This window comes from Bacillus sp. N5-665 (assembly GCF_022637375.2).
In the GTDB taxonomy this organism is placed as follows: Bacteria; Bacillota; Bacilli; order Bacillales; family Bacillaceae_G; genus Bacillus_A; species Bacillus_A wiedmannii.
This window is the reverse complement of sequence record NZ_CP093325.1, coordinates 1,129,379-1,155,208: the sequence shown is the minus strand read 5'-3', so window position 1 is coordinate 1,155,208 and position 25,830 is coordinate 1,129,379. Positions and strand designations below refer to the sequence as shown.

Below are 25,830 nucleotides of genomic sequence, written 5' to 3'. Positions count from 1 at the left end.
ACAGCTTATTATAGTTGTAAACCAATCTGCCTAAAATATATCAATTTTTTCAAGAAACCTTACTATTATAACAAAAAGCAGAGAAAAATTCTCTGCTTTCGAAAAGTATTCCTATAAAGTGAAACTTTAATCAGTGGGGTTTTCTTCATCCCCCACTGATTATTAGTTGAACCAATCGGACTTTTATGGGCAGTTGATCCCCCATCTAACTTCTTTGCTTTCGCTGCATTTTGAGGTGGGGGTCTTACTGCCCATTAAAGCGGGATAAAATGAAACCTTAATCAGATGAGGCCATCCCCTACTGATTATTTGCCATCAAATAGCGGGATACATGTTTTTTAGTGAATAGCCGATTTAAACTTTCCACCATTTGTCTCTTGTGTGCTCATAATCGTAACAAACGCATTCGCATCAATTTCATACACAATTGATTTTAACTTCGTCACTTCCAGACGTGTTACAACTGCATAAATAACTTCTTTTTCTTTATCCGTGTAACCGCCTTTCGCTACAAGCTTTGTAGTTCCACGACCAAGACGATGCAAAATCGCATTTGATACTTCCTCATATTGATCTGATACAATTAAAACTGCTTTCGTTTCATCTAAACCTTGAATGACTGTATCAATTGTTTTGAAGGCGATATAGTACGCCATAACAGAATACATAGCTTGTTCAACACCAAATACAAATGCTGCCCATGCAAAAATGAATAAGTTCACAAACATTACAAATTCGCCAACAGAGAAAGGCAATTTCTTCGTTAATAAAATACCCATGATTTCTGTTCCGTCCATTGATCCACCATGGCGAATAACGAGCCCTACACCAATACCTAAAATAAGACCCCCAAACACTGTTGCTAAAATTGGCTCTGTTGTAAATGGCGGAACAGCATGTAACGTTGATTCAATAAACGCTAAAGCTACAATACCGAAAGCCGAAGATAGCATGAATGTTTTTCCGATTTGCTTATAACCTGAATACATAAATGGGATATTGAGAATAACGACTAAAGTAGAGAAACTTAACCACCAAATATTAGGAGTAAGATAATCTAATATAAGAGAAATACCAATAATTCCACCATCAATAATTTTATTTGGCATTAAAAATAGTTCAATCGCTACCGCTGCGCATGCTGCCCCAAAAATAATCATAACTAAACGATAAATAAGATGGATAACACTTTCTTTTCGATGTTGCTTTTGTTCCATAAGTCCTCCTTATACTCTTTTTCTATAGTTTTGTCCTTATATTATAACATACGCTTCTTTTTCTCATGAAAAAAGAAACTCTACGCGAATATGTACAAGCTACGTACTCATATATTTCGATAGAAGAACGTGTGAAGGAGGATAACTCAATGAACCTCATTAAACAACTTGTAAATAAAAAATTAAATCATATTTCTACAAAAGAGTTATTGAAATATAGTAAAGAGTATGAAGTTTCTATTACGACTGCACAAGCGGATCAAATTGTTTTACTTATGAAAGGTAAGAATATTAACATTTACGATAATGACGAACGGCTAGAGCTCTTAAAACAAATAGCAAAAGTAACCTCCCCTGCTACTGCCCAACAAGTAAATACTTTATTTCAGCAACTACTAAAATAAGGAGGGGAAAATCCCCTCCTTATTGCTTATTGCGCTTTAATTTTCTCAAGAATCCCTTCATCAAAAGTACCATTTTTCAGCATTTCGATTTCTAATTTATATGGTGGCTTCTTATCTTTTTTATCTTCACCTACATATGGCGTTTCAAGAATTTTTGGTACGTGCATTAACTGCGGATGATGCACAATATGATGTAACGCTTTATAACCGATATGACCGAAGCCGATATTTTCATGACGGTCCTTTCCTGCGCCGCATACATTTTTACTATCATTAATATGAAGTACTTGCAAACGATCCATACCAACAATCTTATCAAATTCGTTTAATACGCCGTCAAAATCATTTACAATATCATATCCTGCATCGTGCGTATGACACGTATCAAAGCATACTGATAATTTTTCATTATATTTGACACCATCAATAATCTTTGCAATTTCTTCAAAGCTACGACCGCATTCTGTTCCTTTTCCTGCCATCGTTTCTAACGCAATGTTAACCGTCTGCTCTGGCGTTAATACTTCATTAAGCCCTTTAATAATTTGTTGAATACCAGCATCCGCTCCTGCACCAACGTGCGCTCCTGGGTGAAGAACGATTTGTTTCGCTACACCTAATGCCGATGTTCTTTCAATTTCCATGCGAAGGAAGTCTACACCTAATTGGAATGTTTCTGGCTTCGTCGTATTCCCAAGATTAATAATATATGGCGCATGTACGATAATTTCTTCAATACCGTTTAGTTCCATATGTTTTCTTCCTGCTTCTATATTCAATTCTTCAATTGGTTTTCTTCGTGTATTTTGCGGCGCACCTGTATAAATCATAAACGTCGTTGCACCGTATGAAACAGCCTCTTCACTTGCTGCTAATAACATTTTCTTACCACTCATGGAAACATGAGATCCAATCTTTAACATACAATCACCTCTTCAATATACAATAGATATAATGATAGCATAATTTGTAGAAATATGTAGTGAATTGCTTGTTCCTAAAACACTACGCAAATTGTAACTAGCTACACCGAAACTTTAATCAGTGTTTTTTCCATTCCCCACTGATTATTATCCCGCAAATAGCCGGATAAAAAAAGATAAGGGGGCTCCCCTTATCTTTTTTTATTGCTATATTTTTTCTTCACTTTGTCACGTTCTGTTGCAAGTTTACGTTTATAGTTTGGTTTTACTTTTTTCGGCTTTTTAATAACTTTCGTTGCCATAACGTCAAGTTCATCATTTGGTTTTTTACGGCTCTTACGACGACGACGTTCACCTAAATCCGCCCACTCATCTCCGCGTAACTCTACATGCTTGAACTCAATATGACGTTGTTTTTCTAAACTATCTAACGCTTCTTCGTTTGCTGGATCATAAATCGTCACTGCAATACCTGAATGCCCCGCACGTGCTGTTCTTCCAACGCGGTGAACGAAGAAATCTAAATCTGATGGAAGTTCGTAGTTAATAACATGACTAATTCCTTCAATATCAATACCACGTGCTGCTAAATCAGTTGCAACAATATATTGGAATTCAAGATCACGAATTTGTTTCATCATTTTTTTACGATCACGCGGTGATAAATCTCCGTGAATTCGTCCAACTTTTAAGCCACGTTCCATTAATCCGTCAGCAACTTGATCCGCCATCTTCTTCGTATTCGTGAAAACAACTGCTAAATACGGTTTAAATTGTAGCAACATTTTGTTCACTAAATCAATTTTGTTACGATGTTTAGAAGGTACTAAATAATGCTCAATATTCCCAGCCGCAACTTGTTTTGGATTAATATGAATATGCTCTGGATTCTCCATATATTTCTTAAGAAACGGTTTTAGTTTTTGAGGAATTGTTGCAGAGAAAACTAGCATTTGCAAGTTTCTAGGCATGCGTGATGCAATTTTGTCTACATCATGAATGAATCCCATATCAAGCATTAAGTCTGCTTCATCGACAATAATAGTATTTGCTTTATGAACAAATAATGCTTGCGCTTCTACTAAATCTTTAATACGTCCTGGTGTTCCAACTACAATATGAGGTTGTTTTTTCAACTTTTCAATTGATCGTTGTTTATCAGTTCCACCAATTAAACAACGTGCTGTAATCATTTGATCTTCCGCACAAAACTTTGTTAATTTCACGATTTCTTCGTAAATTTGTTGTGCTAACTCACGAGTAGGCGCTGTAATAACAAGTTGTACTTCTTCACGACTTGCATTAATTCTGTTCAATGTAGGAAGTAAGTATGCATGTGTTTTCCCAGAACCTGTTTGGGATTGTCCAATTACACTTACACCTTTTTTCACGACCGGGAAAATTTTCTTTTGAATTCCTGTCGGCTCTGTAAAGCGTAGTTCACGAACTGCATCTATTAAAAATGGTTTAAAATCATACTGTGTAAAAGTTTGTTGTGTCATAAGTTACACCTTCTTTCTAAATTTCTACTGCGCGCACAAATCAGTCAAGTCTACATTATATCGAAATCTACAAGTAAAATCCATCTTTAGTTTAGGTTTTTACTTCAAAAACTAACCTTCTTCCCTCTTATTGCATATTGTATGTGTATATACCTAACTGAAGAAAGGAGGATTTCTCACATGTTTCCAAAATCCCATACTAGGCAAATGTATCCGAATCAAGGACAGCAACCTTATACACCATATCCAATTCCACAACTACCACCGATGGCACAAAAAAAGAAAGGGTTCCTTGCTAAACTCTTTAAAAAACACGATCCAACCGAGCCTTTCATGCAAATGGTTCCACCTTATCGACAAATGGATGGACCGCCGCCAATGATGCACCAGCACCAGCAACCGCCGCCCCAATATCAACAACAATACCAATACCAACAACAATATCCGCAGCAATACTCACAACAATATCAACCATACATGCAGCAACATCCAGAGCAAATGATCCCCCCTCAAATGTATGAATCAAATGAAACGCGCGGCGGTGCAGCAACTACAGCAGCATCAAGTAGCGGCATCGGCAGTTTTTTTGCAAATTTAATTTCGAATCCAACTAATATGATAAACAATATTGAAAAAGTATCCCAAGTCGTTCAATCTGTAAGCCCTGTCGTCGAACAGTACGGTCCTATTATGCGTAACCTACCAAGCATTGTTAAAATCCTCACCTCTGGAAAAAGTACGGAAGAAGATCCCACTGAAAATCCAACTGAAGACATAACAGAAAAGGTTGAGGTAGCAACTCCGCCTCCTCCACAAAAAAAAAGAAAAAGAAAAAAAATAGTGATTGAGCCTGTCATAGAAAAAGAATTACGAGAGGAGCCTGTTCAAAAAATAGCAACAAAACCAAAACTATATGTGTAACAATCCTTTGTTTTCTATCCATTCCTCCTTTATAATGTAAAAGACTATGCACAAAAGTATCCCTTGTTTAGAAGGAGAGGATTACTCATATGAAAATTGTTAAAATTTCCCCTCGTGGTTATTGCTACGGTGTTGTGGACGCGATGGTTATTGCACGTAACGCCGCATTAGATACATCATTACCAAGACCTATTTATATTTTAGGTATGATTGTTCACAACAAACATGTAACAGATGCATTCGAAGAAGATGGCATCATTACATTAGACGGTCCAAGTCGATTAGAAATTTTAGATAAAATCGAATCTGGTACTGTTATTTTCACTGCACACGGTGTTTCTCCAGAAGTTAAACAACGTGCAAAAGAAAAAGGTTTAACGACAATCGATGCCACTTGTCCAGATGTTACAAAAACACATGACCTTATTGAAGCAAAGAAAGCTGAAGGTTACCATGTCATTTATATCGGCAAAAAAAATCATCCAGAACCAGAAGGCGCAGTTGGTATTGCACCTGACATCGTTCACCTTATCGAAAGAGCTGATGATTTAAAAACATTAGAAATTCCAACAGATAAAATTTTAGTTACAAATCAAACAACGATGAGCCAATGGGATGTTCAACATTTAATGGAGGACATTCAGAAAAAATTCCCAACAGCAGAATTCCATAAGGAAATTTGTTTAGCAACTCAAGTTCGCCAAGAAGCTGTCGCTAAACAAGCTGATGTTGCAGACTTAACAATTGTTGTCGGTGATCCGAAAAGTAACAACTCAAACCGTTTAGCACAAGTATCACAAGAAATCGCTGGTACGAAAGCATACCGTGTTGCAGACGTAAGTGAGATTAAATTAGAATGGCTACAAGGTGTAGAAAACGTAGCTGTTACAGCAGGTGCTTCTACTCCAACGCCAATTACGAAAGAAGTTATCGCTTTCTTAGATCAATATGATCCAATGAATCCCGCTACATGGGAGAGAGTTCGAAAAGTACCGTTACAAAAAATATTACCTCGTGTAAAAGTGAAAAAAGAACAATAATAAAAACCGTTGCCTATACGAGCAACGGTTTTTATTTTTCTTATACAAATGTAAATGGATCTGTATGTAATTGCGAAGCATGAATGTGTGCATTGAATTTCTTTGTATCCACTTTTTCTTGTAATTGCTTTTGTACACCTTGCTTCATTACTTTTTCAACGTTATGTCCTGGGTCAACTATATTTAAACCGAGCATCATCGCATCATGAGCAACATGATAATACATGTCACCTGTTACATATACATCCGCTCCTTTAAATTTAGCTTGATTGATGTATTTGTTACCATCGCCACCAAGTACAGCTACTTTGCGCACTTTATCATTTAAATCCCCAACTACTCGTGCACCCTTTACATCTAATGCTTTCTTTACATGTTCCGCAAACTGTCCAAGTGTCATTTCTTCTTGTAAATATCCTATTTTTCCAAGCCCTAATGTTTCACCTTTGTTATCAAGTGGATACACATCATATGCTACTTCTTCATATGGATGTGCAGTTACCATTGCTTTAATCACTTTTCGTTGTAGTGAAGCTGGAATTATCGTTTCGATTCGCACTTCTTCTACGCGTTCTAACTGCCCAGTTTCCCCGATATAAGGATTTGTTCCCTCTTGAGGTACAAACGTGCCTGTACCCTCGCTATTAAACGTACAGTGGCTATAATTGCCGATATGACCAGCACCTGCGTCTCCTAATGCTTTTCGTACTTCTTCTGCATGAGTTACTGGCACAAACACAACAACTTTTTTCATTTCTTCTGCATATGTCGGTGCCAAAACTTCTGTATTTTGCAATCCTAACGCCTCAGCAAGTAAATCATTTACCCCGCCCTTAGCAACATCCACATTTGTATGTGCTGCATAAATGGCAATATCATTTTTAATACACGTTTCAATAATTCTTCCGTACGCTTTATCTGTATGAATCGCTTTTAACGGATTAAAAATTAAAGGGTGATGTGCAATAATGACATTCGCCCCTAATTGAATTGCTTCATCCACAACTTCCTCCGTTACATCTAACGCAATCAATACGTGTTGTACGGGTTTATTAAGCGCTCCAATTTGCAGGCCAATCTTATCCCCTTCCATCGCCAAATGCTTCGGATACATACTTTCAAATAAAGAAATAATTTCATGGCCATTTGGAATTTTACTCATGATAAAACCTCCCGTATCATTTTCATTTTCGCTTCTACTTCCGCACGCTTCGCTTTTGTTTCTTCAGAATCAGCCGCACGTTCTAACTGCTTTAAAATATTTTGGAAGTTTTTCAATTCCCCTTCCCATTTTTCAACAAAAGCCTCCCCTTTTTCTTTTATTAAGAATGGTCCCATAAATAATTCCGCTTGTTTATTTTCAGAATAAGGCACCGCAATGTTTCCTCGCTCGCCTACTAAAATCTCGTAAATTTTCCCATCTTCTTTTACGATTTTTTCATGGATAAGCTCCCATCCATTCTCAATAAACCATTCACGAATGTGATGCGCTGCAATATTCGGCTGTAAAATTAAACGAGTTACCCCTTCTAATTTTTCTTTACCACTTTCTAAAATGTCACGAATTAACGCTCCGCCCATTCCAGCAACCGTAATTACATCTACTTCTCCTGGCGCGATAACAGCTAATCCATTCCCTTTACGCACATCTACTTTATCTTGTAAGCCACTTTCAGCTACAGTTGCTTGCGCAGAGCGAAATGGCCCATCTACAACCTCTCCAGCAACTGCTTTTGTAGCAATATTATTTATAATTGTATAACACGGTAAATACGCATGATCCGATCCAATATCAGCAACTGTAGATCCTGCCGGTATTTCACGCACAACTTCTTCTAATCGTTTTGAAAGCTTTACTTCATTCATGTATTTCCATTACTCCTTCTCTTGTCAGTCTGTCTCCATGATAATGAATTTATAGTAGTTGTTGCAAGCCTATAACAACAATTCCATTCTCTATCACTCATCGTATTTTAGAAAATATAGAAAAACAAGCCCTTTGCATAAGCAAAAGGCTTCTCATACGGAACTTTATTTTTTCTTCGATAACCAATCAGCTACTTTAGCGGCTTGATCAGCTGGAACTATATTTGGTGGCATATTTCCTTTTCCTTTCGAAATAACTTCTTGAATCTCTTCTTTCGAAAGTTTCCCACCAATTTTTTGTAAATTAGGCCCTACCGCCCCTTGTAACTGATCACCGTGGCAGCTCGTACAGCTTTGCTTCACAATATCCTCTGGTTTTGATGCTGTTTGTGCTGGCTTCCCGCCATTTTTTGCATCAGCTAACTCTTTAGATTTATTTAGCCCCTGAAATGAAAATACAAACATAACGATAATACCTAATGCTGCAATAAGAGCGAACGGAATCAGCGGATTACGTTTCATATCTCTTCTCCCCCCTCTATACCCCTAAATAGTTAGATGATTCAGTCATTTCCATTGTACTTGAAAACGCTCTATCAGAAAAGAGTAAACTACTAATCGTTAAAAATATTCCATAAATTCAGTTTATTGTTTTTTATTGTTATATCGCTTATTATTTCGATAATTATTAACGTTTCTCATCATATTTTTCACTTTTCTACATATATTTTTGTATAGAATACACAAAATTAATCGAAAAATCGAAAAATGAGCATTTGCAAATCAAAAGACAATTCTGTAAAATAAATTACAAGAAATTGTAATCGTTGCCGATAGCTAAAGTTTAACAAAAGTTAACAAAATAAAAAAGTTTACTTCACAAAGGTGAAGTAAACTTAAAGGTAGCCTATTCTAAGAAATCCTTAAGACGCTTACTACGGCTTGGATGTCTTAATTTACGAAGTGCTTTTGCTTCAATTTGACGGATACGTTCTCTCGTTACGCCGAATACTTTCCCAACTTCTTCAAGCGTACGAGTTCGTCCATCATCTAAACCAAAACGAAGACGTAGAACATTTTCTTCACGATCTGTTAGTGTATCTAACACATCTTCTAATTGTTCTTTTAGCAATTCATACGCTGCATGGTCCGCAGGCGATGTTGCTTCTTGGTCTTCAATAAAATCACCTAAATGGGAGTCATCTTCTTCACCAATCGGTGTTTCAAGAGAAACTGGCTCCTGTGCAATTTTTAAGATTTCGCGTACTTTTTCTGGAGCAAGATCCATTTCTTCACCAATCTCTTCAGGAGATGGTTCGCGTCCTAAATCTTGTAGTAATTGACGTTGTACACGAATCAACTTATTAATCGTTTCAACCATATGAACTGGGATACGAATTGTTCGTGCTTGGTCTGCAATCGCACGTGTAATCGCTTGGCGAATCCACCAAGTTGCATACGTACTAAATTTGAAACCTTTACGATAATCGAACTTTTCAACCGCTTTAATTAGACCCATATTCCCTTCTTGGATTAAGTCTAAGAAAAGCATACCACGGCCCACGTAGCGCTTTGCAATACTTACTACAAGACGTAAGTTTGCTTCTGCAAGACGACGTTTCGCTTCTTCATCGCCTTCTTCAATACGCGTTGCAAGTCGAATTTCTTCTTCTGCAGATAGTAAATCTACACGACCAATTTCTTTTAAATACATACGAACGGGATCATTGATTTTAACCCCAGGTGGTACACTTAAATCATTAAGGTCAAATTCTTCTTCCGCTTTTGTAATTTGGCGATTATTAGGACCTTCGTCGTTGTCATTGTCACCAACTAAGTCAATTCCTTGTTCACCTAAATATTCATAGTATTCATCCATTTGATCGGATTCAATTTCAAATCCATTCATGCGTTCTGCAATCTCTTCATATGTAAGAACGCCACGTTTTTTTCCGAGCTCAGTGAGTTGTTCTTTCACTTGCTCAAGGGTCATTTCAGTTTCAATTTGTTTAGAACGAGCTGGTTTGTCAGCCATCTGTTCCCCTCCTTACGCGAGATACAAACATTCATTATACTAAAAATTTATCAAAAAAGCTATTTTCTCGCTTTTTGATTTTGTAAATATGCTACATAATATTTAGCAGCCTCTACAGGATCTGTTTTTTCCATTTGTTTTACCTTAAAGATGATTTCCATCTTTTCAAGTTTTTCTTGATGACGGCTGAGCGTCTCCAAATGGCCTTGTAACACTTCTTCTGTGTATTCTGGATTAATAAATTCATCCGTCGAAATATCAGTGATAATATTTTTCAACTTCTCATCAGAGAGCCAACTTAAAAATGTTCCGACTGAAGGTTCATTTCCCTTTTCATAATATGCGTATAGTTCATATAAAATCCCTTTATGTTCTTCTGTATGAAAATCTTCTATGTGGGATTCCATACGAACAGCCACTTCTGGACTTTGCAACATATGATAAATAATTTCTCTTTCTGCCCTTTCAAAACCTGTTAACTTCGGTTTTGTTTGAACAATTTGAGACGGCTTAGAAACCTGCTTTACTTGTTTTTGCTGTACCTTTTGTTCTTTGCGATATTGGTGCAATTGATTCAAAAGAGTTTCCATTGAATACGAAAATTCTTGCGATAATGACTTCAAATATGATTCTGCCTGCATCGCATCCTGTAGCAACGATAACTCTTTTAAAACACTTTTCACATATTCTTCTTTGCCAGACTCATCTTGCAAATTTTTCCCTAAACGCAAATAATTTATTTTAAAACCAACAAAACTTATACTTGATTTCACAAGATTTTCAAAAGCAGTTGTCCCATATTGTTGCACATATTCATCAGGATCAAGCTTATCTGGCAAGGATGTAACTTTCACTTGGCAACCAACTTTTAGCAATAATTGCCCTGCTTTCATCGTTGCTTCTCGCCCTGCTTTATCACCATCATAGCAAAGAACAACAGTTTCAACGTTACGTCGCAGAAGTTTTGCTTGTTCTTCAGTTAAAGCTGTTCCCATTGTCGCGACAGCTTCTTCCACACCACTTTTTACCGCAGCCATTACGTCGGCATACCCTTCAAAAAGGACCACTTGCCCACGTTTTCTAATAAACGGCCTCGCTTGGTGGAAGTTATACAACAATTTACTTTTATGAAAAATCGGTGTTTCAGGGCTATTTAAATATTTCGGAGTGTCATCTCCTAATGCCCTTCCACTAAACGCTATCACTTTACCTTGTAACGTATAGATTGGAAACATAACTCTTCCACGGAAGCGATCATAATGACTACCATCCTTCTCGCTTCTTATGAGAAGACCAGCTTGTTCCATACTAGACAGCGATAAACCTCTTTTTTGTAAAATTTTCGTTGCTGCATCCCAAGCAGGTGACGCATAACCAATTTCAAACTTCTCAATCATCTCTTTCGTAATACCACGTTTTAACAAATACGAAAGTGCTTCATTTCCTTCTTCTGTATTTACTAATAAATGATGATAATACTTTTTCAAAAGTTCATGAGCCTGTTGCATGATGACAGTGTCATCAGATATATCTTCTTGTTGTCCTTGCCCTGATGTATACTCTGCAACCGCCATTCCATTTCTTTCACCTAGCTTTTGAACAGCCTCGGTAAAAGCCAATCCTTCCATTTTCATTAGAAAGGAAAATACATTTCCACCTTCTCCACATCCGAAGCAATGAAAAATTTGCTTATCAGATGAAACAGAGAATGAAGGAGAATTCTCACCATGAAATGGACAAAGGCCAAAATAGTTACGCCCCTGTTTTCTAAGTTGAACGTATTCACCAATCACTTCTACAATATCCGATGACGTCCGAATCTGTTCAACAACTTCTTCGGGAATTCTGTTCCCCATAAATCCATCTCCGTGTCGTATTTTGTATTCGATAAAAATTAAAAAATTCCTTTATAATTCGACAATATTTTTTCTAAACTTATTAGAAAGTGTTGTCGATCACGTTATCAAACGATTTTGTAGGCCCTTTTCTGCGTAATTTCGCACATACGTACCTACTATATAAAATTGTATCCATTTGCTCACCTGTTACAAATGTACCTCCTGGAGACAATACATATACACTTTTTTACAAGAAGACTAGCAAGCACCATATCCTATGTGATCACGAGATCTGTTTTTTGCATGTTGATACATATAAAAAATCAACTTTAGCTTATTCAGTATCTACATAGATCCAATTTTCCTTGCTACTTCCTTAAACGATGAGCATACGATGTGACAAACAAAATTTCGACATGAACTTTCGTTCCAACTTGCACAATTTTCAGCATTCACAGGCTATGCATCTGCATCAACTAATACGATATTGATGTTTTGCATATTTCTGTATTCTACATCCCTTCTGCGAATCCTTCCATAATGTGCGTTTTCTTGTATAGATTTTGTCGATTTAACGTAATTACATGTCTTTTCGTAAATCCTATCCCTAGTTTATTCTGAAAAATTAAAGTCTAAACGTAAAATATAGGTTTTTATCACAATTTTTTATTATAATATATTTTCTTCAACTACGCTACATATCCCTTTATTTTTTCATCTTCTATTTCAGGATAACGAAACCCTGCCTTTAGCATAATAAAAAGACAGAAGAATATAAGTATAACCACTCCGCTATAATCTATTACGAAATCAACAGGTATTGTGTTTCTCACGAGCGAAAAAAGCACATTCACCTTTGGTAAATGTGCTAAAACAATTTTTGGTTTTGCACTGCATTCACAATAATGTTGGCTGTTTCTTCAATCGCTTTATTCGATACATCAATTACTTGACAATTTATTTTACCAACTACATTCTCAAAGTGATCAATTTCTTCTTTAATACGATTAATATTGGCATATGTTGCACCATCACTTAGTCCAAGTGATTTCAATCGCTCTTTTCGAATATGATTCAACTTATCTGGCGTAATTTTCAAACCGAAGCATTTTTCTTTAGCCACTTGATATAATTCTTCAGGCGGATCTACTTCTGGTACGAGCGGTACATTGGCAACTTTCAAACGTTTGTTATGAGCTAAATATTGAGAAAGCGGTGTTTTTGATGTGCGCGAAATCCCAATCAACACGATATCTGCTTTTAAAATACCACGTGCGTCTCTACCATCATCATACTTTACAGCAAACTCAATCGCTTCAATCTTTTTAAAGTATTCTTCATCTAATCTACGAACAACACCCGGCTCATATCTTGGTACTTGCCCTGTAATTTCTTCAATTTGATCGATAAGAGGCCCGATAATATCATATGCCTCTACGCCTTCTTTCGCAGCCTCTGTCACTAAATACTGACGCATGTCAGGCTTTACTAACGTAAAACAAATAAGTGCTTGATTGCTCTTAGCAATCGAAATCACTTCTTTTAATGTCCCTGTATCTTCTACATACGGTACACGTCTAATATCAGGAGCAAATGGGAATTGTCCCATCGCTGCTCGAACAACCAAATCAGCCGTTTCTCCAACAGAGTCGGATACGACATATACGATTTTATTATCCATTACATTACCTCACTTTAAACAAATTACACTTATTCGTTATTTACTAAGTTTACAAACGCACGTGTAATATTTGTTTTTGTAATTCGTCCAATCACTTCTAAACCTTGTTTCGTATCTTTTACAACTGGCATCGCATCAATCTGTCTTTCTATTAATTCCATCGCAATATCATATAAAGAATCTTCTCTACGACACATCGCAATGTTTGGCATCCTTGTCATGATAATATTAACCGGAAGAGAGGTTAAATCCTGCTTTCCAAGGCTAGCTCTTAATAAATCTTTACGAGATACAACACCAACTAATAGAATCGCCTGATCTACAACAAATAAGGTACCTACGTCCTCTAAAAACATTGTACAAATCGCATCGTATACTGATACATTTTTATCAATTACAGCTGGTCTAGATTGATAATCTTGTACTTTAATTTTCTTAACAGCCTCAGATAATAGCTGCCCCCCGGTTTTACCCGTATAAAAATAACCTACGCGTGGACGCGCTTCTAAATAACCAGCCATCGTTAAAATTGCTAAGTCTGGTCTTAGTGTTGCACGTGTTAATCCTAATTGCGCAGCAATTGACTCCCCTGTAATAGGACCGTGATCTTTTACAATCTGAATGATATGTTCTTGCCGTTTATTCAGCTCTATGATAATCACCACCTTTAATGCACAACGAAAAAAGTTATACTATCTCTTAAATATTATATACTAAATATGCTATTTGAAAAAGATAGGATGTAAAAAGGACCGTATACGGCCCAAAATTATATTTGAAACTTATCAAGTTGTTCTAAGAAACGTCTTGACTTCAAATAAATCCCACAATATTCATCATAATATGTATTCAATACTAAACGCATTTGTTTTTTTGTGCTATCCTTCACCGATACATTGCCAAGTCTATGTAAATCGAAGTGGTAGAAAAGACGTAATAATTTATGAACAGCTTCCCCCACTGGTATACGATACTGGTCTTGCTCAGCATGACGCGAGCACAGAAAACCGCCTTCCCGGACAGAGAAGGCGACAAAATCTGTTTCTTGATGACAAATCGCACATGTATCAAAGTACGGGCGCATCCCTAATACCGGAAGCATTTTCGTTTGATAAATTAATGATAATACTTCTGAATCAACACCCTCACACATATAATGCAACGTTTGATATAACATTTCAAATAAATATGGATTATGTTTTTTATCTTCTGTTGCTTTATCAGTTAACTCAACAATAAATGATGCATAAGCAGTTAAAAATATATCCTCGCGAATTTCTTTCATAGTTGAAATAATCTCGCCTTGTTGCAAAGTTCCAAGTCCAGATCCCATTTGAATAAGAAAATTACCATGGGTCATAAGTTGCGAAACAGATGCTAACCGGCTTTTCGGTTTTTTCGCTCCTCTTGCCATTGCACTTACCTTACCCAATTCTCTTGAGAATATTGTAACAATCTTGTTCGTTTCTCCGTAATCTGTCGTACGGATAACGATGCCCTCAACTTTTTGAAACATGTTCGTCACCATCCAAGGTTTGAACAAAACGGGTCAAGAAATTGGAGAGTCTAGATGCGCTAGCTCCTCTTCATGTTGATCCATCTCATCGTTTACGTCTTTTTCCATTTCTTTCAAAAGCAAGTACGTTTCAATGCTTCCTGTTTTGGAGAAAAACTTCCAGGTAAAATCTAGCATAAGAATCCACCTTTCTCAATAAGCGTAGCCTATAAACCAATTTCCTTTGTTGTTATTAAATTGACCCATTTTGTCCATTTTCATGTGAGAAAAATTTTTCCTAATTTATCAAAACTCATAAAAACCAATAATCAGCGGATGAACAAAACATCCGCTGATTACAGCTTTACTCTATTTTAGTACTCGTCTTCGCGGAAACCAAGGTCACGAAGCTGAGACATTTTATTACGCCAATCTTTTTGCACTTTTACCCATACTTCTAAAAATACTTTAGAACCAAGTAATGCTTCAATGTCAAAACGAGCTCGCTTACCGACTTCTTTTAACATCTTTCCTTGCTTACCTATAATAATTCCTTTTTGTGATGCACGTTCAACAACAATCGTTGCGTTTATATAAACCGCTCCGCCCTCACGTTTTTGAATTGCATCAATAACAACCGCTACAGAGTGCGGCACTTCTTCACGTGTTAAATGTAATACTTTTTCACGAATAAGCTCTGAAATAATAAATCGCTCTGGATGATCCGTTACTTGATTATCTGGGTAGTATTGCGGTCCTTCTGGTAAATACTTTTTAATTGTTCCAATTAAAGCATCCACATTATTGCCGTCTAATGCAGAAATTGGTACAATCTCTGCAAACTCATATAGTTTACGGTATTGATCAATTAACTCTAATAATTGCTCTGGATGAAGTTGGTCAATTTTATTAATTACTAAAAATACTGGTTGTTTCGTTTCTTTTAATTTCTCAATAATGAATTCCTCACCACGACCAAATCCTTCAACTGCATTGACCATAAACAGAACAATATCAACTTCTTTTAATGTCGTTTGAGCCATCTTCACCATGAAGTCGCCTAATTTATGTTTAGGTTTATGTATTCCTGGTGTATCAATGAAAATTACTTGTGAATCATTTTCTGTATATACGCCTTGAATTTTATTACGAGTTGTTTGTGGCTTGTCACTCATAATGGCAATTTTCTGGCCGATAATACGATTTAAAAATGTAGATTTTCCAACATTCGGTCTGCCAATAATAGAGACAAAACCTGATTTATAACCTTTTCTATTCATGTAAATCCTCCGCTAAAAATGCTCCTGGTAACAATTCTCCAACTGTAGTCTCTTGAACGTCACCATGTAAATTTGATAGGTATACTTTCGTATCCTGTTTACATAATTCTACCATAACTTGTCGGCATGCTCCACAAGGAGGTACCGGACGCTTTGTATCCGCTACAACTGCAATAGCTACAAACTCTTTATCTCCTTCAGAAATCGCCTTAAATAAAGCTGTTCTTTCTGCACAGTTACATAAACCATATGATGCATTTTCAACATTACATCCACGATATACTTTTCCATCCTGTGTTAATAATGCTGCACCTACTTGAAATTTAGAATATGGTACGTACGCTTGTTTACGCGCTTCGATTGCTTCTTGAATTAATTGTTTACTATTCATATTCCCGCATCCTTCCTGTCCACAGCTGTGAATAGATACACTCTCTTATTAAAGGCCTTTACAGCACTTTCAAAGCTTCATAAAAGCTTTGGAATGCAACTATACCACATACGGCAAAAAGATAATAGCACCAATTATAACGGCTATTATCGCAAACAATAAAACCGATCCGGCTGCGACATCCTTTGCAATTTTCGCAAACGGATGTATATCGGTAGTCGCTAAATCTACTGTTTTTTCCACAGCCGTATTTACCATCTCTAAACTCATTACAATTCCTATTACAATAAGTAATACCATCCACTCTACCTTCGTAATATGGAAATAAAAGCCGCAGCATATAACAATGACTGCGGCTAAATAATGAATTTTCATATTTCGTTCATGACGAAGACAAAAGAATATACCTGCTATAGCATATCCAAAACTATTTATAAGTTTTCCTTTTTTCATCGACCTAATCCAAATGCCTCTAAAATTTCTTTTTGTCTTCCAAACATTTCTTTTTCATCCTCTTCTGTCATGTGGTCATAACCAAGTAAATGTAAAAAGCCATGTAACGCTAAAAAGCCAAGTTCACGATCAAAAGAATGTCCATACTCTTCAGCTTGTTCTTTCGCTCTCGGAATAGAAATAATAAGGTCACCTAACATACGAGGCATCTCTGCACCTACAATTTCCATTTCTCCTTCTCCCATTTCTTCCATAGCAAAGGAAATGACATCAGTAGGCTGATCCTTATCTCGGTAATCACGATTAATCTCGCGAATGCGTTCGTTATCTACAAATGTCACTGATAACTCCGCACCATCCTCTATTTTTTCCATTTGAGCTGCTTTTTCTAATATCTCACGAATTAAATTCACATATTCTTCTTTCACTTCTTCTGTTTCATCAATGAAATCAATTAATAAACTCATTCTTTCTCCTTCTCTTCCGGTGGTTCCGGATATGTAATACGCGAATGGAAAATACCATTTAACGTTTCACATAACGTTTTTCCAACGATTTGTAGTTCCTTAAACGTCAAATCACATTCACTAAATTGCCCATCTTGCAGGCGATCTTTAATAATACTTTGTACTAAATTATTAATTTGATCTGGCGTTGGGTGATTCATAGAACGTACCGCCGCCTCAACACTATCAGCAATACCAACAATTGCCGACTCTTTAGAAGTTGCTTTTGATCCCGGATAGCGAAACATCTCTTCTGTATATTTTTCTTTATCTTCTTTAATCGCCTTATAATAAAAATATTTAAGTAATGTTGTACCATGGTGTTGTCCAGCAATATCGATAATTTCTTGCGGAATATGGTGTTCTTCGAGCATTCTGACTCCATCTGTTACATGAGCAATGATAATATCTTTACTCGTCACAGGATCTAATTTATCATGTGGATTTTCAATTCCCATCTGGTTTTCAATAAAGAATTGCGGTTGTACCGTTTTTCCTACATCATGATAATACGCCCCTACACGTGCTAATACACCATTTGCTCCAACCGCTTCACACGCTGCCTCAGAAAGATTCGCTACCATTACACTGTGGTGATACGTTCCTGGCGCTTCTAACAAAATTCTACGCAAAAGCGGATGATTCGGACTTGATAGTTCCATAAGCTTCATGCTTGATACAATTCCAAGTCCACTCTCTAAATATGGTAATATCCCCATAGCCAAAACGGATGAGATAATTCCCGAAACGGAAGCCATCAATAATTGCGTTCCAATTTCAAGAGGTGAAAAATTCCCATTACGTAATAATAATAACGCCGCTAAGACGACCACATTTAAGATAGAAACGAGTATACCAGCTTGCAAAATCATCGTACGACGATTTTTTTCCCTTAAGAAAATGCTTACTGATAATGAACTTAACAACACATAAATACCAACACTATAATTCAGTGTACTTGTTACCCCTTCATTAAACATAATACTTCCGCACACAGAAAAAATCATACTTGTTAAAAATACAAATCGATCGCCAATCATTAGTTTTACAAGTATTGTTCCCATCGCAACCGGGACAACATACGCAATTCCTGCATATTCAAGCTTTTGAAACAAACTAATCGTTTTCATTAAAACAATCGTGATAGATAAAATTGTAATATACGCTAAAATATACGGTCTATCTTCTCTTTTACGCTGTAAAAATACTTCAAACTGCTTATGCATAAAGTACAGTAACACACCAATGAGCACTGCTAATCCAACATAAGGCTGAAAACTATTACCTTTCTCTAATAAACCGACTAATTTCAACTGATTATACATATCACTTGAAATTGTTTCACCTTCTCTAACAATAACTTGTCCTTGAAGAATATAAACAGGTGGAATTAAATCTTCTTCCGCTTTCTTCTTCTCTTTCGTTACAGTCGGATCATAAAAATAATTTGCTGTAATCGCATATGATCCTAGCGCGTTCACAGCTTCCTTCAATCCGCTATTCACATTGAGGCTTTTCATTTCATTAACAAATCGCTCTTTTGCTGCTATTTCTTCGGACATTTTAATATTTCCACCCATAATAACACTAATAGACGTTAGAGCCGCGTTCTTTGCTAATTCTAATTGATCCGGTTCTGCATTAATAAAATATAATAAATTCTCATCAGATAATTCCTTTGTTAAATTAGATGGCAACTTCTTCTTCAATTTTTCTAATTTATTTGCATCGGTCATCTTTTTTTGCTCTTCAGGTCCAGCAGCTTTCATCTCTTGAATTGCTTCATTTACCTTAGCAAAAACATCATTTACAATATCTACTCTATTTTGTTTATATTCACTTCTATATGTATATTGATCCCCAACTTTTTGAGCGGCCTCTTGTTTTTTTCTGTCCGTTATAACCTTATCTTCAATTTTAATAGGAGAATGAATTGTTTTTTTCGCAATAGAATACATATCAACATCTAATTGCTCTGGTTTTACATTATTCATAAGTGCAAAAAACAGCACTGCTCCTAATAAAACGTAAGAAATCCAACTTAGTTTTTTCGAATGTTGTAAATTACGAAACCACTTAGAAATTTCTTCAGATCTTAACATGATTTCAATACCTTCTCCTCTCCAGAAATAAAGTGAAACTATTTATAGCTTTCATTTCTTCTAGCCAACGATACTTTTAAGTAACATTTTGATACACCAGTACCTTTAGTTTATTTCTCTTATCTTTTATGATAGTAAAAAATATGCCGTTCGCCAACCTTAATACAAAAAGAAATGATCCTGACAAATAGGATCATTCCATTTTATCATATGCCTCAATAATACGTTGCACCAGCGGATGCCTCACAACGTCCGTTTGTTCTAATGTAATGAATGAAAGACCTGATACACCAGATAAAATGTTAGAAGCTAGCGAAAGCCCTGATTTTACCCCTTTTGGTAAGTCTACTTGTGAAGGGTCCCCCGTAATAACCATTTTAGAGCTAAAACCTAATCTAGTTAAAAACATTTTTATTTGTGCACCCGTTGTATTTTGCGCTTCATCTAAAATAACAAATGAATCATCGAGCGTACGCCCCCTCATATAAGCAAGAGGTGCAATTTCAATTACCCCTCGCTCCATCATACGTTGCGTATATTCTTGTCCAAGAATATCGTGCAAAGCATCATACAATGGACGTAAATACGGATCTACCTTCTCTTTCAAATCTCCTGGTAAAAAACCTAAACTTTCTCCAGCTTCTACAGCCGGTCTCGTTAAAATAATTTTCTTTACATACCCTTGCTTTAAAGCTCTCACAGCCATTACTACAGCTAAGTATGTTTTCCCAGTCCCAGCAGGTCCCATTCCAAATACAATATCATTCTTCTTCATTGCATGAATATATCTTCTTTGCCCCATTGTTTTTACACGAATGGATTTACCTTTTGCCGTTTTAAAGATTTCTTCTTCATATAACTCTTCAAATTGAGCAATTTTCCCTTGTTGTGCGAGCTGAATTGCATACGCAACATCTCTTTCTGTAATTGATATACCTTTTCGAATAACAACAAGTAATTGCTGTAAGATTTTTTCTACGAGTGTCACAGTTTCAACTGCTCCAGATGCATGAACAGTTTCACCTCTAGTTACAATCGATACATTCAGTTCCCGTTCAATTACTTTCAAATGAGCATCATTGACTCCAAAAAGAGCGATTGCTTCGTTAGCATTTTCCAATTGTTGGTTCATTTCTACTAATTGTTCTGCCATTACTCAGTCTCCTTGAATATCGGATTCGGATATTGGTTGTGGCTCTGCAATATTTTCGATCACAGTATAATGCAATGTGACTTTTAGTTGATCCGCCTCAACCTCTTTACTCAAAATCTTATCACTTACAATCATAGCATGTTCATCCAATTTTTTCTTTAGTTCTTTTTCAGCCATCTCTTTCGCTACTTTCATTGCCTGTTTTTCTGTATATTCCCGATTCGCTTCTTCCTCTTCTCGTACAATATCTTTTTCATACGCGATCGGCAGTGTAAAACCAAATAGTTTCACATCGTGTTTTACACTTTCAGTACGAGAGCGTTTATACTTATCATGTTGAAATCCCCATATTTTTATTTTCACACTCCCAAATGTAAGGTAATGCTCATTATATGCATTGCCAGTATATACTTGAAATTGCGTCTTTAGTGGCACACTCACCTCAGATGTGTACCACGTTTCTCCATATACAATACCTTTCGCCGAAACAATCGTCGGACTCTCCTCATTACCGTATATCCCTGATACGAGAAGCTGTCCTTTTTCAACATGGTCATTTTTCAAGACGACTGGTTTTCCTACTTCAACAAATGTTTTTGTCACAATCGCTTCTTTTTTTGCAACTAAATTTTGCGGCCTTTGTTCCTTTTCTTTTTTCGGCTCGTTTTTTTCAACAATTTTAAAATGGTACGTCGTTCCTCTTATTTCTAATCCCGCCCAAGTAATCGCATTAATATTGTCTGTCAAATGACGTTGTACATCTTCTACATTAGGCATTTGGAATTGTAATTTCCCTTTTTTAATACCCATTTTGTCCAATTCTTTCATCAATATATATTCTGTTTCAGGTTTCGCTCCTGTAATTTCAATTTTCCAAACCATATTGGATAATGCAATCATGCCAAAAAAGAAAATTAAAAAACCAATTAAGAATCCACTATTTTTAATTAAACGCTTATTCAAAAAAGGAAAACCGTAACGCCCAATAAAATATAGTTTACATTCATTTTTTCTATAAATTGGTTTTATTTTCTTCACATCTCGTAATAACATACAAAAAACTAACGTTTCATCAGCAATCTTCTTAACATCCCAAACTAATAATTTTCTACGTACACATTCGTTAACGAACCGTTCCGCACCTCTACCTTCAATTCGTACTTTTACATATCCAAGCCACTTTATAAACCATTTATTTTTCATCTACTATCTCCACTACCTTTCCAAAAGTATACACACTACTTTTTTCACTTTAATTAGCAAAATAGCTCGTACGAAAATGAAATAAAGAGTTCTACCACCCATAAATAGCGAGATAAACTGAATAGTAAGGTCGAATTACGAAAATAACGAAGAAAAACTTCACATATGGAAGTTTCCCTCACTCCTCTTTTTTTTCGTTTTCTAAAAACGTCACTTGCTCAATTATTCCTTCAAGCAAAAGTTCTTCTGGAAGGATTGTTTTAATAATAAAGGATTGCCCTTTAATTAATAATTGACCGTGCTTTAATAACAATCTTACTTCTTTATCTGAAAACACTAATAAACCCCGATGATTCTCTATATAGATATGCACTTGCCCAACAAGCGTGATCCGAGGTAGATCCATTAGCACATCCACTGGCAGGTCTATTTGCTTTGTTAACCAATTCTTCATTTGTTCTAATTTTTTCATCTCAAAAGACCCCCTCTCATCCCATATGTATGAAAAAAGAGCTTGTAATATCACGTCCAAACTGAAAAAAAGCATAAAAAAACGTCTCATACGAAATGAGACGTTTTTTTATGCTAATAGCTGGATAACCAGCTTATTCACAAGTGATCCGTCTGTTTTACCTTTTACTTTCGGCATAACAGCAGTCATCACCTTACCCATATCTGCTTTAGAAGTCGCACCAACTTCAGAAATAACTTGCTTAATTACATTCGCTAGTTCTTCTTCTGTTAATTGCTCCGGCAAATATGCGCTTAAAATCTGAATTTCACTTTGCAGTTTATTAACAAGGTCTTCACGACCAGCTTTTTTAAATTCAAGGAGGGAGTCCTTATACTGTTTTACTTCACGAGCTAAAACTGTTAATTCCTCTTCTTCAGTAAGAGTATGTTGCAGTTTAATACCTTCATTTTGTAAAGCAGCCTTAACCATACGAATAACGGTTAATTTTTCTTTTTGTTTATTCTTCATCGCTTGTTTCATATCATCGTTTAAACGACCGAGAAGACTCATAACTTACACCCTCTCTTAGAATTTACGCTTTCTTGCCGCTTCAGATTTCTTCTTACGTTTTACACTTGGTTTTTCATAAAACTCGCGCTTTCTTGCTTCAGCAAGTGTACCAGTTTTAGAAACCGATCTTTTAAAACGGCGAAGTGCATCCTCCAAAGACTCGTTTTTACGAACGACTGTTTTTGACATTCTCTTTCCCTCCCTCCGAAACATCACACTTACATACTAATTTCAGCATGCAAAAAGAAACCCTTCTTCAGCATGTCTTTTACGATTATAATACATTTTATCACTTCAGGTCAACTATTTGGCAGAATAAAAGAAGAATAGATGCCTTTCCCTGTTCAAAAGCTATGTAGATAGCTATTATCCTTTTCCCCTGAAGACAACTATATTTTTATCATTACATCTTTTTTAATACAAGAAAATATTAAATAACTACTCATTCGACGTACCTGCCTTTTCAGTACTTAACTTCTCCACGAAAAAAAAGCATGCAAATCGTTTCCGTTTGCATGCTTTTTTTATCCCGCTATTTGCCGGGCAGTAAGACCCCAATCTCAAAATTCAGCAAAAGCAAAGAACTTAGGTGGGAGTCCGGCTGATAATTAGTGGGGAGGAACAAAATCCCCACTGATTAAAGTTTCATTTTATGCGCTTGCTGATTCTTTTTTTACATCATCTTCAAGAACACGAACAAATTGTGCTTCGTTATATGGATAACCAGCTTTCGTAATTTTCACTTTCACTAGCTTACCAATTAATTCTTCTGATCCTTCAAATACAATTTTTAAGTAGTTATCCGTATAGCCTACATATAACCCTTCACGGTCGCCCTCTTTAAATTGCTCTTCCGGAATGATTTCAAGCACTTCCCCTTCAAACTGTGACGCATACTCTTTCGCTAATTGGTTAGATAATTCAATTAAGCGATGAACACGATCATTCTTCACATCTTCAGGAACTTGATCTTCCATACGTGCTGCAGGTGTTCCTGTACGCTTTGAGTAAGGGAATACGTGTAACTCAGAGAAGCGATTCTCTTTAATGAAATTGTATGTTTCCATGAATTCTTCTTCTGTTTCACCTGGGAAACCAACAATTACATCCGATGTAATTGCAAGGCCTGGTAACGCTTCTTTCAATCGATCTAAACGCTCTTGGAAAAATTCCATCGTATATTTACGACGCATACGCTTTAATACAGTATTAGATCCAGATTGCAATGGAATGTGCAAGTGACGTACAACTACTTCAGACTTATCTAACACTTCAATTACTTCATCTGAAATTTGACTCGCTTCAATAGAAGAAATACGAAGACGTTTTAATCCGCCTACTTCCGCTTCCATGTCACGAAGTAATCCAGCTAAGTTATAATCTTTAATATCTTCACCGTACCCACCTGTATGAATACCTGTTAATACGATTTCTTTATAACCTGCATCTACTAATTGCTGCGCTTGTTTAATAACTTCTTTCCCATCACGAGAACGCATTAAACCACGTGCCCAAGGAATAATACAGAATGTACAGAAATTATTACAACCTTCTTGTATTTTTAAAGATGCACGTGTACGATCCGTGAAATAAGGTACATCCAGTTCTTCGTATACACGTGTTTTCATAATGTTGCGGACAGCATTAATTGGTTGACGCTCTTTGCGGAATTCTTCGATGTATCCTAACATCTTTTCACGATCCTGTGTACCAACTACAATATCTACACCTGGAATCGCCATAATTTCCGCTGGAGATGTTTGTGCATAACATCCCGTTACACAAATAACCGCATCCGGATTTTGACGAACAGCACGTCTAATAACTTGACGGCTTTTCTTATCTCCCGTATTCGTTACTGTACACGTATTAATAACATATACATCAGCTTTTTTTTCATATTCAGTTCTTTCATATCCACCTTGTTTAAACAATTGCCAAATGGCTTCTGTTTCATAGTGGTTTACTTTACAACCTAACGTATGGAACGCAACAGTTGACATTGATCATCACCCCATCAATTCAAAATGATACGAAGCAGCACTTAACGCGTATAACGGCGCCGTTTCTGTTCTTAAAATTCTTGGTCCTAAACTACATGGTACAAATTTATGTTCACGAAGCGCAGTAATCTCTTCCTCCGCTAAACCACCTTCTGGTCCAAATACAATCAATAGTTTTTGGCCTGGTTTCATCGTCGTTAAAGCTTTAGCAAAATTGGATTTCTCACCTTGTTTTGCTTCCTCTTCGTACGCAACAAGACATACATCATACTCATTACTCATTGAAAGCAATTGCTTAAATGATGCCGGAGCATGCACTTCTGGAATTTCGCTTCTATGCGATTGTTCCGCAGCTTCTTTCACAATTTTTCTTAAACGCTCAACTTTTTTATCAGCTTTTTTCGCATCCCATTTTACAATAGAGCGAGATGCTTGAAATGGTAAAAATGCGGCCGCCCCAAGCTCAGTTCCTTTTTGGAAAATTAACTCTAGCTTGTCTCCTTTCGGCAGTCCACTTGCAATCGTCACGAAAACAGGAAGTTCACTTGACGCCTCTACCCATTCTACAATAGCCGTATTAATAAATTCACTGGTAATTTCATCAATTGAACATACTGCTGTTTTTCCGTTTACACAGCAATAAATGTGATCACCAGCTGACATACGCATCACTCTTGCGATATGATGTACGTCATCACCTACAATGCGAATACTTGTCTCATTTACATATTTCTCTTCTACAAAATAACGTTGCATATAATCACCTTAGTAGAGTTTCGTTCCTTTCGTAAGT

At 36.3% G+C, this 25,830-nt stretch carries 27 protein-coding genes; 3 read left to right on the top strand and 24 right to left on the bottom strand.

The window, feature by feature from the left end; all coding sequences use genetic code 11:
* Positions 1-338 precede the first annotated feature (338 nt).
* On the bottom strand, positions 339-1,217 hold the full coding sequence (locus tag MNO09_RS08360) for a YitT family protein (protein ID WP_000435954.1): 879 nt from the start codon (positions 1,215-1,217) through the stop codon (positions 339-341).
* A gap of 149 nt (positions 1,218-1,366) precedes the next feature.
* Here MNO09_RS08360 and MNO09_RS08355 point away from each other — a divergent pair, with 149 nt between their 5' ends.
* Positions 1,367-1,621 carry a DUF2624 domain-containing protein gene (locus tag MNO09_RS08355; RefSeq protein ID WP_001048965.1) on the top strand — a complete coding sequence of 85 codons (255 nt, stop codon included), beginning with the start codon at positions 1,367-1,369 and terminating at the stop codon, positions 1,619-1,621.
* 26 nt (positions 1,622-1,647) lie between these two features.
* Here the strand turns inward: MNO09_RS08355 and MNO09_RS08350 are convergent, their stop codons facing one another.
* Positions 1,648-2,544: a deoxyribonuclease IV gene (locus tag MNO09_RS08350; RefSeq protein WP_000912444.1), complete on the bottom strand. Its 897-nt coding sequence runs from the start codon at positions 2,542-2,544 to the stop codon at positions 1,648-1,650.
* 191 nt (positions 2,545-2,735) lie between these two features.
* A complete protein-coding gene (locus tag MNO09_RS08345; RefSeq protein WP_000194012.1) occupies positions 2,736-4,046 on the bottom strand; it encodes a DEAD/DEAH box helicase in 1,311 nt (436 codons plus the stop codon).
* Positions 4,047-4,226: 180 nt separating this feature from the next.
* On the opposite strand from MNO09_RS08345, the gene vrrA reads away from it, so the two are divergent.
* Positions 4,227-4,967 carry a VrrA/YqfQ family protein gene (vrrA, locus tag MNO09_RS08340; RefSeq protein ID WP_000484131.1) on the top strand — a complete coding sequence of 247 codons (741 nt, stop codon included), beginning with the start codon at positions 4,227-4,229 and terminating at the stop codon, positions 4,965-4,967.
* Between the two features lie 89 nt (positions 4,968-5,056).
* Complete coding sequence (locus MNO09_RS08335; protein ID WP_000706674.1) at positions 5,057-6,007, top strand: 4-hydroxy-3-methylbut-2-enyl diphosphate reductase; 951 nt, start codon at positions 5,057-5,059, stop codon at positions 6,005-6,007.
* Between the two features lie 40 nt (positions 6,008-6,047).
* Here MNO09_RS08335 and MNO09_RS08330 read toward each other — a convergent pair whose 3' ends face one another.
* From MNO09_RS08330 to MNO09_RS08230, 21 genes are all read right to left on the bottom strand, one after another.
* On the bottom strand, positions 6,048-7,169 hold the full coding sequence (locus tag MNO09_RS08330) for a Nif3-like dinuclear metal center hexameric protein (protein WP_000036228.1): 1,122 nt from the start codon (positions 7,167-7,169) through the stop codon (positions 6,048-6,050).
* Complete coding sequence (locus MNO09_RS08325) at positions 7,166-7,873, bottom strand: tRNA (adenine(22)-N(1))-methyltransferase (RefSeq protein ID WP_001006530.1); 708 nt, start codon at positions 7,871-7,873, stop codon at positions 7,166-7,168. The genes MNO09_RS08330 and MNO09_RS08325 overlap by 4 nt, the downstream gene beginning before the upstream one ends.
* 165 nt (positions 7,874-8,038) lie before the next feature.
* Positions 8,039-8,395 (bottom strand): cytochrome c550, encoded by a 357-nt coding sequence (gene cccA, locus MNO09_RS08320; protein WP_000828147.1) that lies wholly within the window; start codon positions 8,393-8,395, stop codon positions 8,039-8,041.
* Between the two features lie 385 nt (positions 8,396-8,780).
* Positions 8,781-9,908 (bottom strand): RNA polymerase sigma factor RpoD, encoded by a 1,128-nt coding sequence (gene rpoD / locus MNO09_RS08315; RefSeq protein ID WP_000764061.1) that lies wholly within the window; start codon positions 9,906-9,908, stop codon positions 8,781-8,783.
* A 59-nt stretch (positions 9,909-9,967) separates the two neighbouring features.
* Positions 9,968-11,764 carry a DNA primase gene (gene dnaG, locus MNO09_RS08310; RefSeq protein ID WP_000528234.1) on the bottom strand — a complete coding sequence of 599 codons (1,797 nt, stop codon included), beginning with the start codon at positions 11,762-11,764 and terminating at the stop codon, positions 9,968-9,970.
* 850 nt (positions 11,765-12,614) lie between these two features.
* A complete protein-coding gene (locus MNO09_RS08305) occupies positions 12,615-13,427 on the bottom strand; it encodes a pyruvate, water dikinase regulatory protein (RefSeq protein WP_000368940.1) in 813 nt (270 codons plus the stop codon).
* A 29-nt stretch (positions 13,428-13,456) separates the two neighbouring features.
* A complete protein-coding gene (gene ccpN, locus MNO09_RS08300; RefSeq protein ID WP_002077328.1) occupies positions 13,457-14,089 on the bottom strand; it encodes a transcriptional regulator CcpN in 633 nt (210 codons plus the stop codon).
* A gap of 107 nt (positions 14,090-14,196) precedes the next feature.
* Positions 14,197-14,943, bottom strand: coding sequence for a DNA repair protein RecO (recO, locus tag MNO09_RS08295; protein ID WP_000487012.1), 747 nt, complete (start codon positions 14,941-14,943; stop codon positions 14,197-14,199).
* A 33-nt stretch (positions 14,944-14,976) separates the two neighbouring features.
* Positions 14,977-15,120, bottom strand: coding sequence for a YqzL family protein (locus MNO09_RS08290; RefSeq protein WP_000883924.1), 144 nt, complete (start codon positions 15,118-15,120; stop codon positions 14,977-14,979).
* 176 nt (positions 15,121-15,296) lie between these two features.
* Entirely contained in the window at positions 15,297-16,202 is a 906-nt protein-coding gene (gene era / locus MNO09_RS08285; RefSeq protein ID WP_001080239.1) for a GTPase Era, read from the bottom strand.
* Positions 16,195-16,593, bottom strand: coding sequence for a cytidine deaminase (locus MNO09_RS08280; protein WP_001086293.1), 399 nt, complete (start codon positions 16,591-16,593; stop codon positions 16,195-16,197). The genes era and MNO09_RS08280 overlap by 8 nt, the downstream gene beginning before the upstream one ends.
* A gap of 99 nt (positions 16,594-16,692) precedes the next feature.
* The gene (locus tag MNO09_RS08275) at positions 16,693-17,046 is read right to left on the bottom strand and encodes a diacylglycerol kinase family protein (protein WP_000715484.1); all 354 of its coding nucleotides are present in this window, start codon (positions 17,044-17,046) and stop codon (positions 16,693-16,695) included.
* Entirely contained in the window at positions 17,043-17,513 is a 471-nt protein-coding gene (ybeY, locus tag MNO09_RS08270; RefSeq protein ID WP_000054689.1) for an rRNA maturation RNase YbeY, read from the bottom strand. The genes MNO09_RS08275 and ybeY overlap by 4 nt, the downstream gene beginning before the upstream one ends.
* Complete coding sequence (locus tag MNO09_RS08265; RefSeq protein WP_000946269.1) at positions 17,510-19,654, bottom strand: HD family phosphohydrolase; 2,145 nt, start codon at positions 19,652-19,654, stop codon at positions 17,510-17,512. Before MNO09_RS08265 ends, ybeY begins: the two co-directional genes overlap by 4 nt.
* 193 nt (positions 19,655-19,847) lie before the next feature.
* The gene (locus MNO09_RS08260; protein ID WP_000840500.1) at positions 19,848-20,807 is read right to left on the bottom strand and encodes a PhoH family protein; all 960 of its coding nucleotides are present in this window, start codon (positions 20,805-20,807) and stop codon (positions 19,848-19,850) included.
* A 3-nt stretch (positions 20,808-20,810) separates the two neighbouring features.
* Positions 20,811-22,010 carry a sporulation protein YqfD gene (gene yqfD, locus MNO09_RS08255; protein ID WP_000792474.1) on the bottom strand — a complete coding sequence of 400 codons (1,200 nt, stop codon included), beginning with the start codon at positions 22,008-22,010 and terminating at the stop codon, positions 20,811-20,813.
* A gap of 178 nt (positions 22,011-22,188) precedes the next feature.
* A complete protein-coding gene (gene yqfC, locus MNO09_RS08250; protein WP_000732264.1) occupies positions 22,189-22,482 on the bottom strand; it encodes a sporulation protein YqfC in 294 nt (97 codons plus the stop codon).
* Between the two features lie 108 nt (positions 22,483-22,590).
* Positions 22,591-23,034 carry a GatB/YqeY domain-containing protein gene (locus tag MNO09_RS08245; protein ID WP_000054579.1) on the bottom strand — a complete coding sequence of 148 codons (444 nt, stop codon included), beginning with the start codon at positions 23,032-23,034 and terminating at the stop codon, positions 22,591-22,593.
* 15 nt (positions 23,035-23,049) lie between these two features.
* Positions 23,050-23,223, bottom strand: coding sequence for a 30S ribosomal protein S21 (gene rpsU / locus MNO09_RS08240; RefSeq protein WP_000048061.1), 174 nt, complete (start codon positions 23,221-23,223; stop codon positions 23,050-23,052).
* Between the two features lie 461 nt (positions 23,224-23,684).
* Positions 23,685-25,037: a tRNA (N(6)-L-threonylcarbamoyladenosine(37)-C(2))-methylthiotransferase MtaB gene (mtaB, locus tag MNO09_RS08235; protein ID WP_000108686.1), complete on the bottom strand. Its 1,353-nt coding sequence runs from the start codon at positions 25,035-25,037 to the stop codon at positions 23,685-23,687.
* 6 nt (positions 25,038-25,043) lie between these two features.
* On the bottom strand, positions 25,044-25,793 hold the full coding sequence (locus tag MNO09_RS08230) for a 16S rRNA (uracil(1498)-N(3))-methyltransferase (protein WP_001190160.1): 750 nt from the start codon (positions 25,791-25,793) through the stop codon (positions 25,044-25,046).
* Between the last annotated feature and the right edge of the window lie 37 nt (positions 25,794-25,830).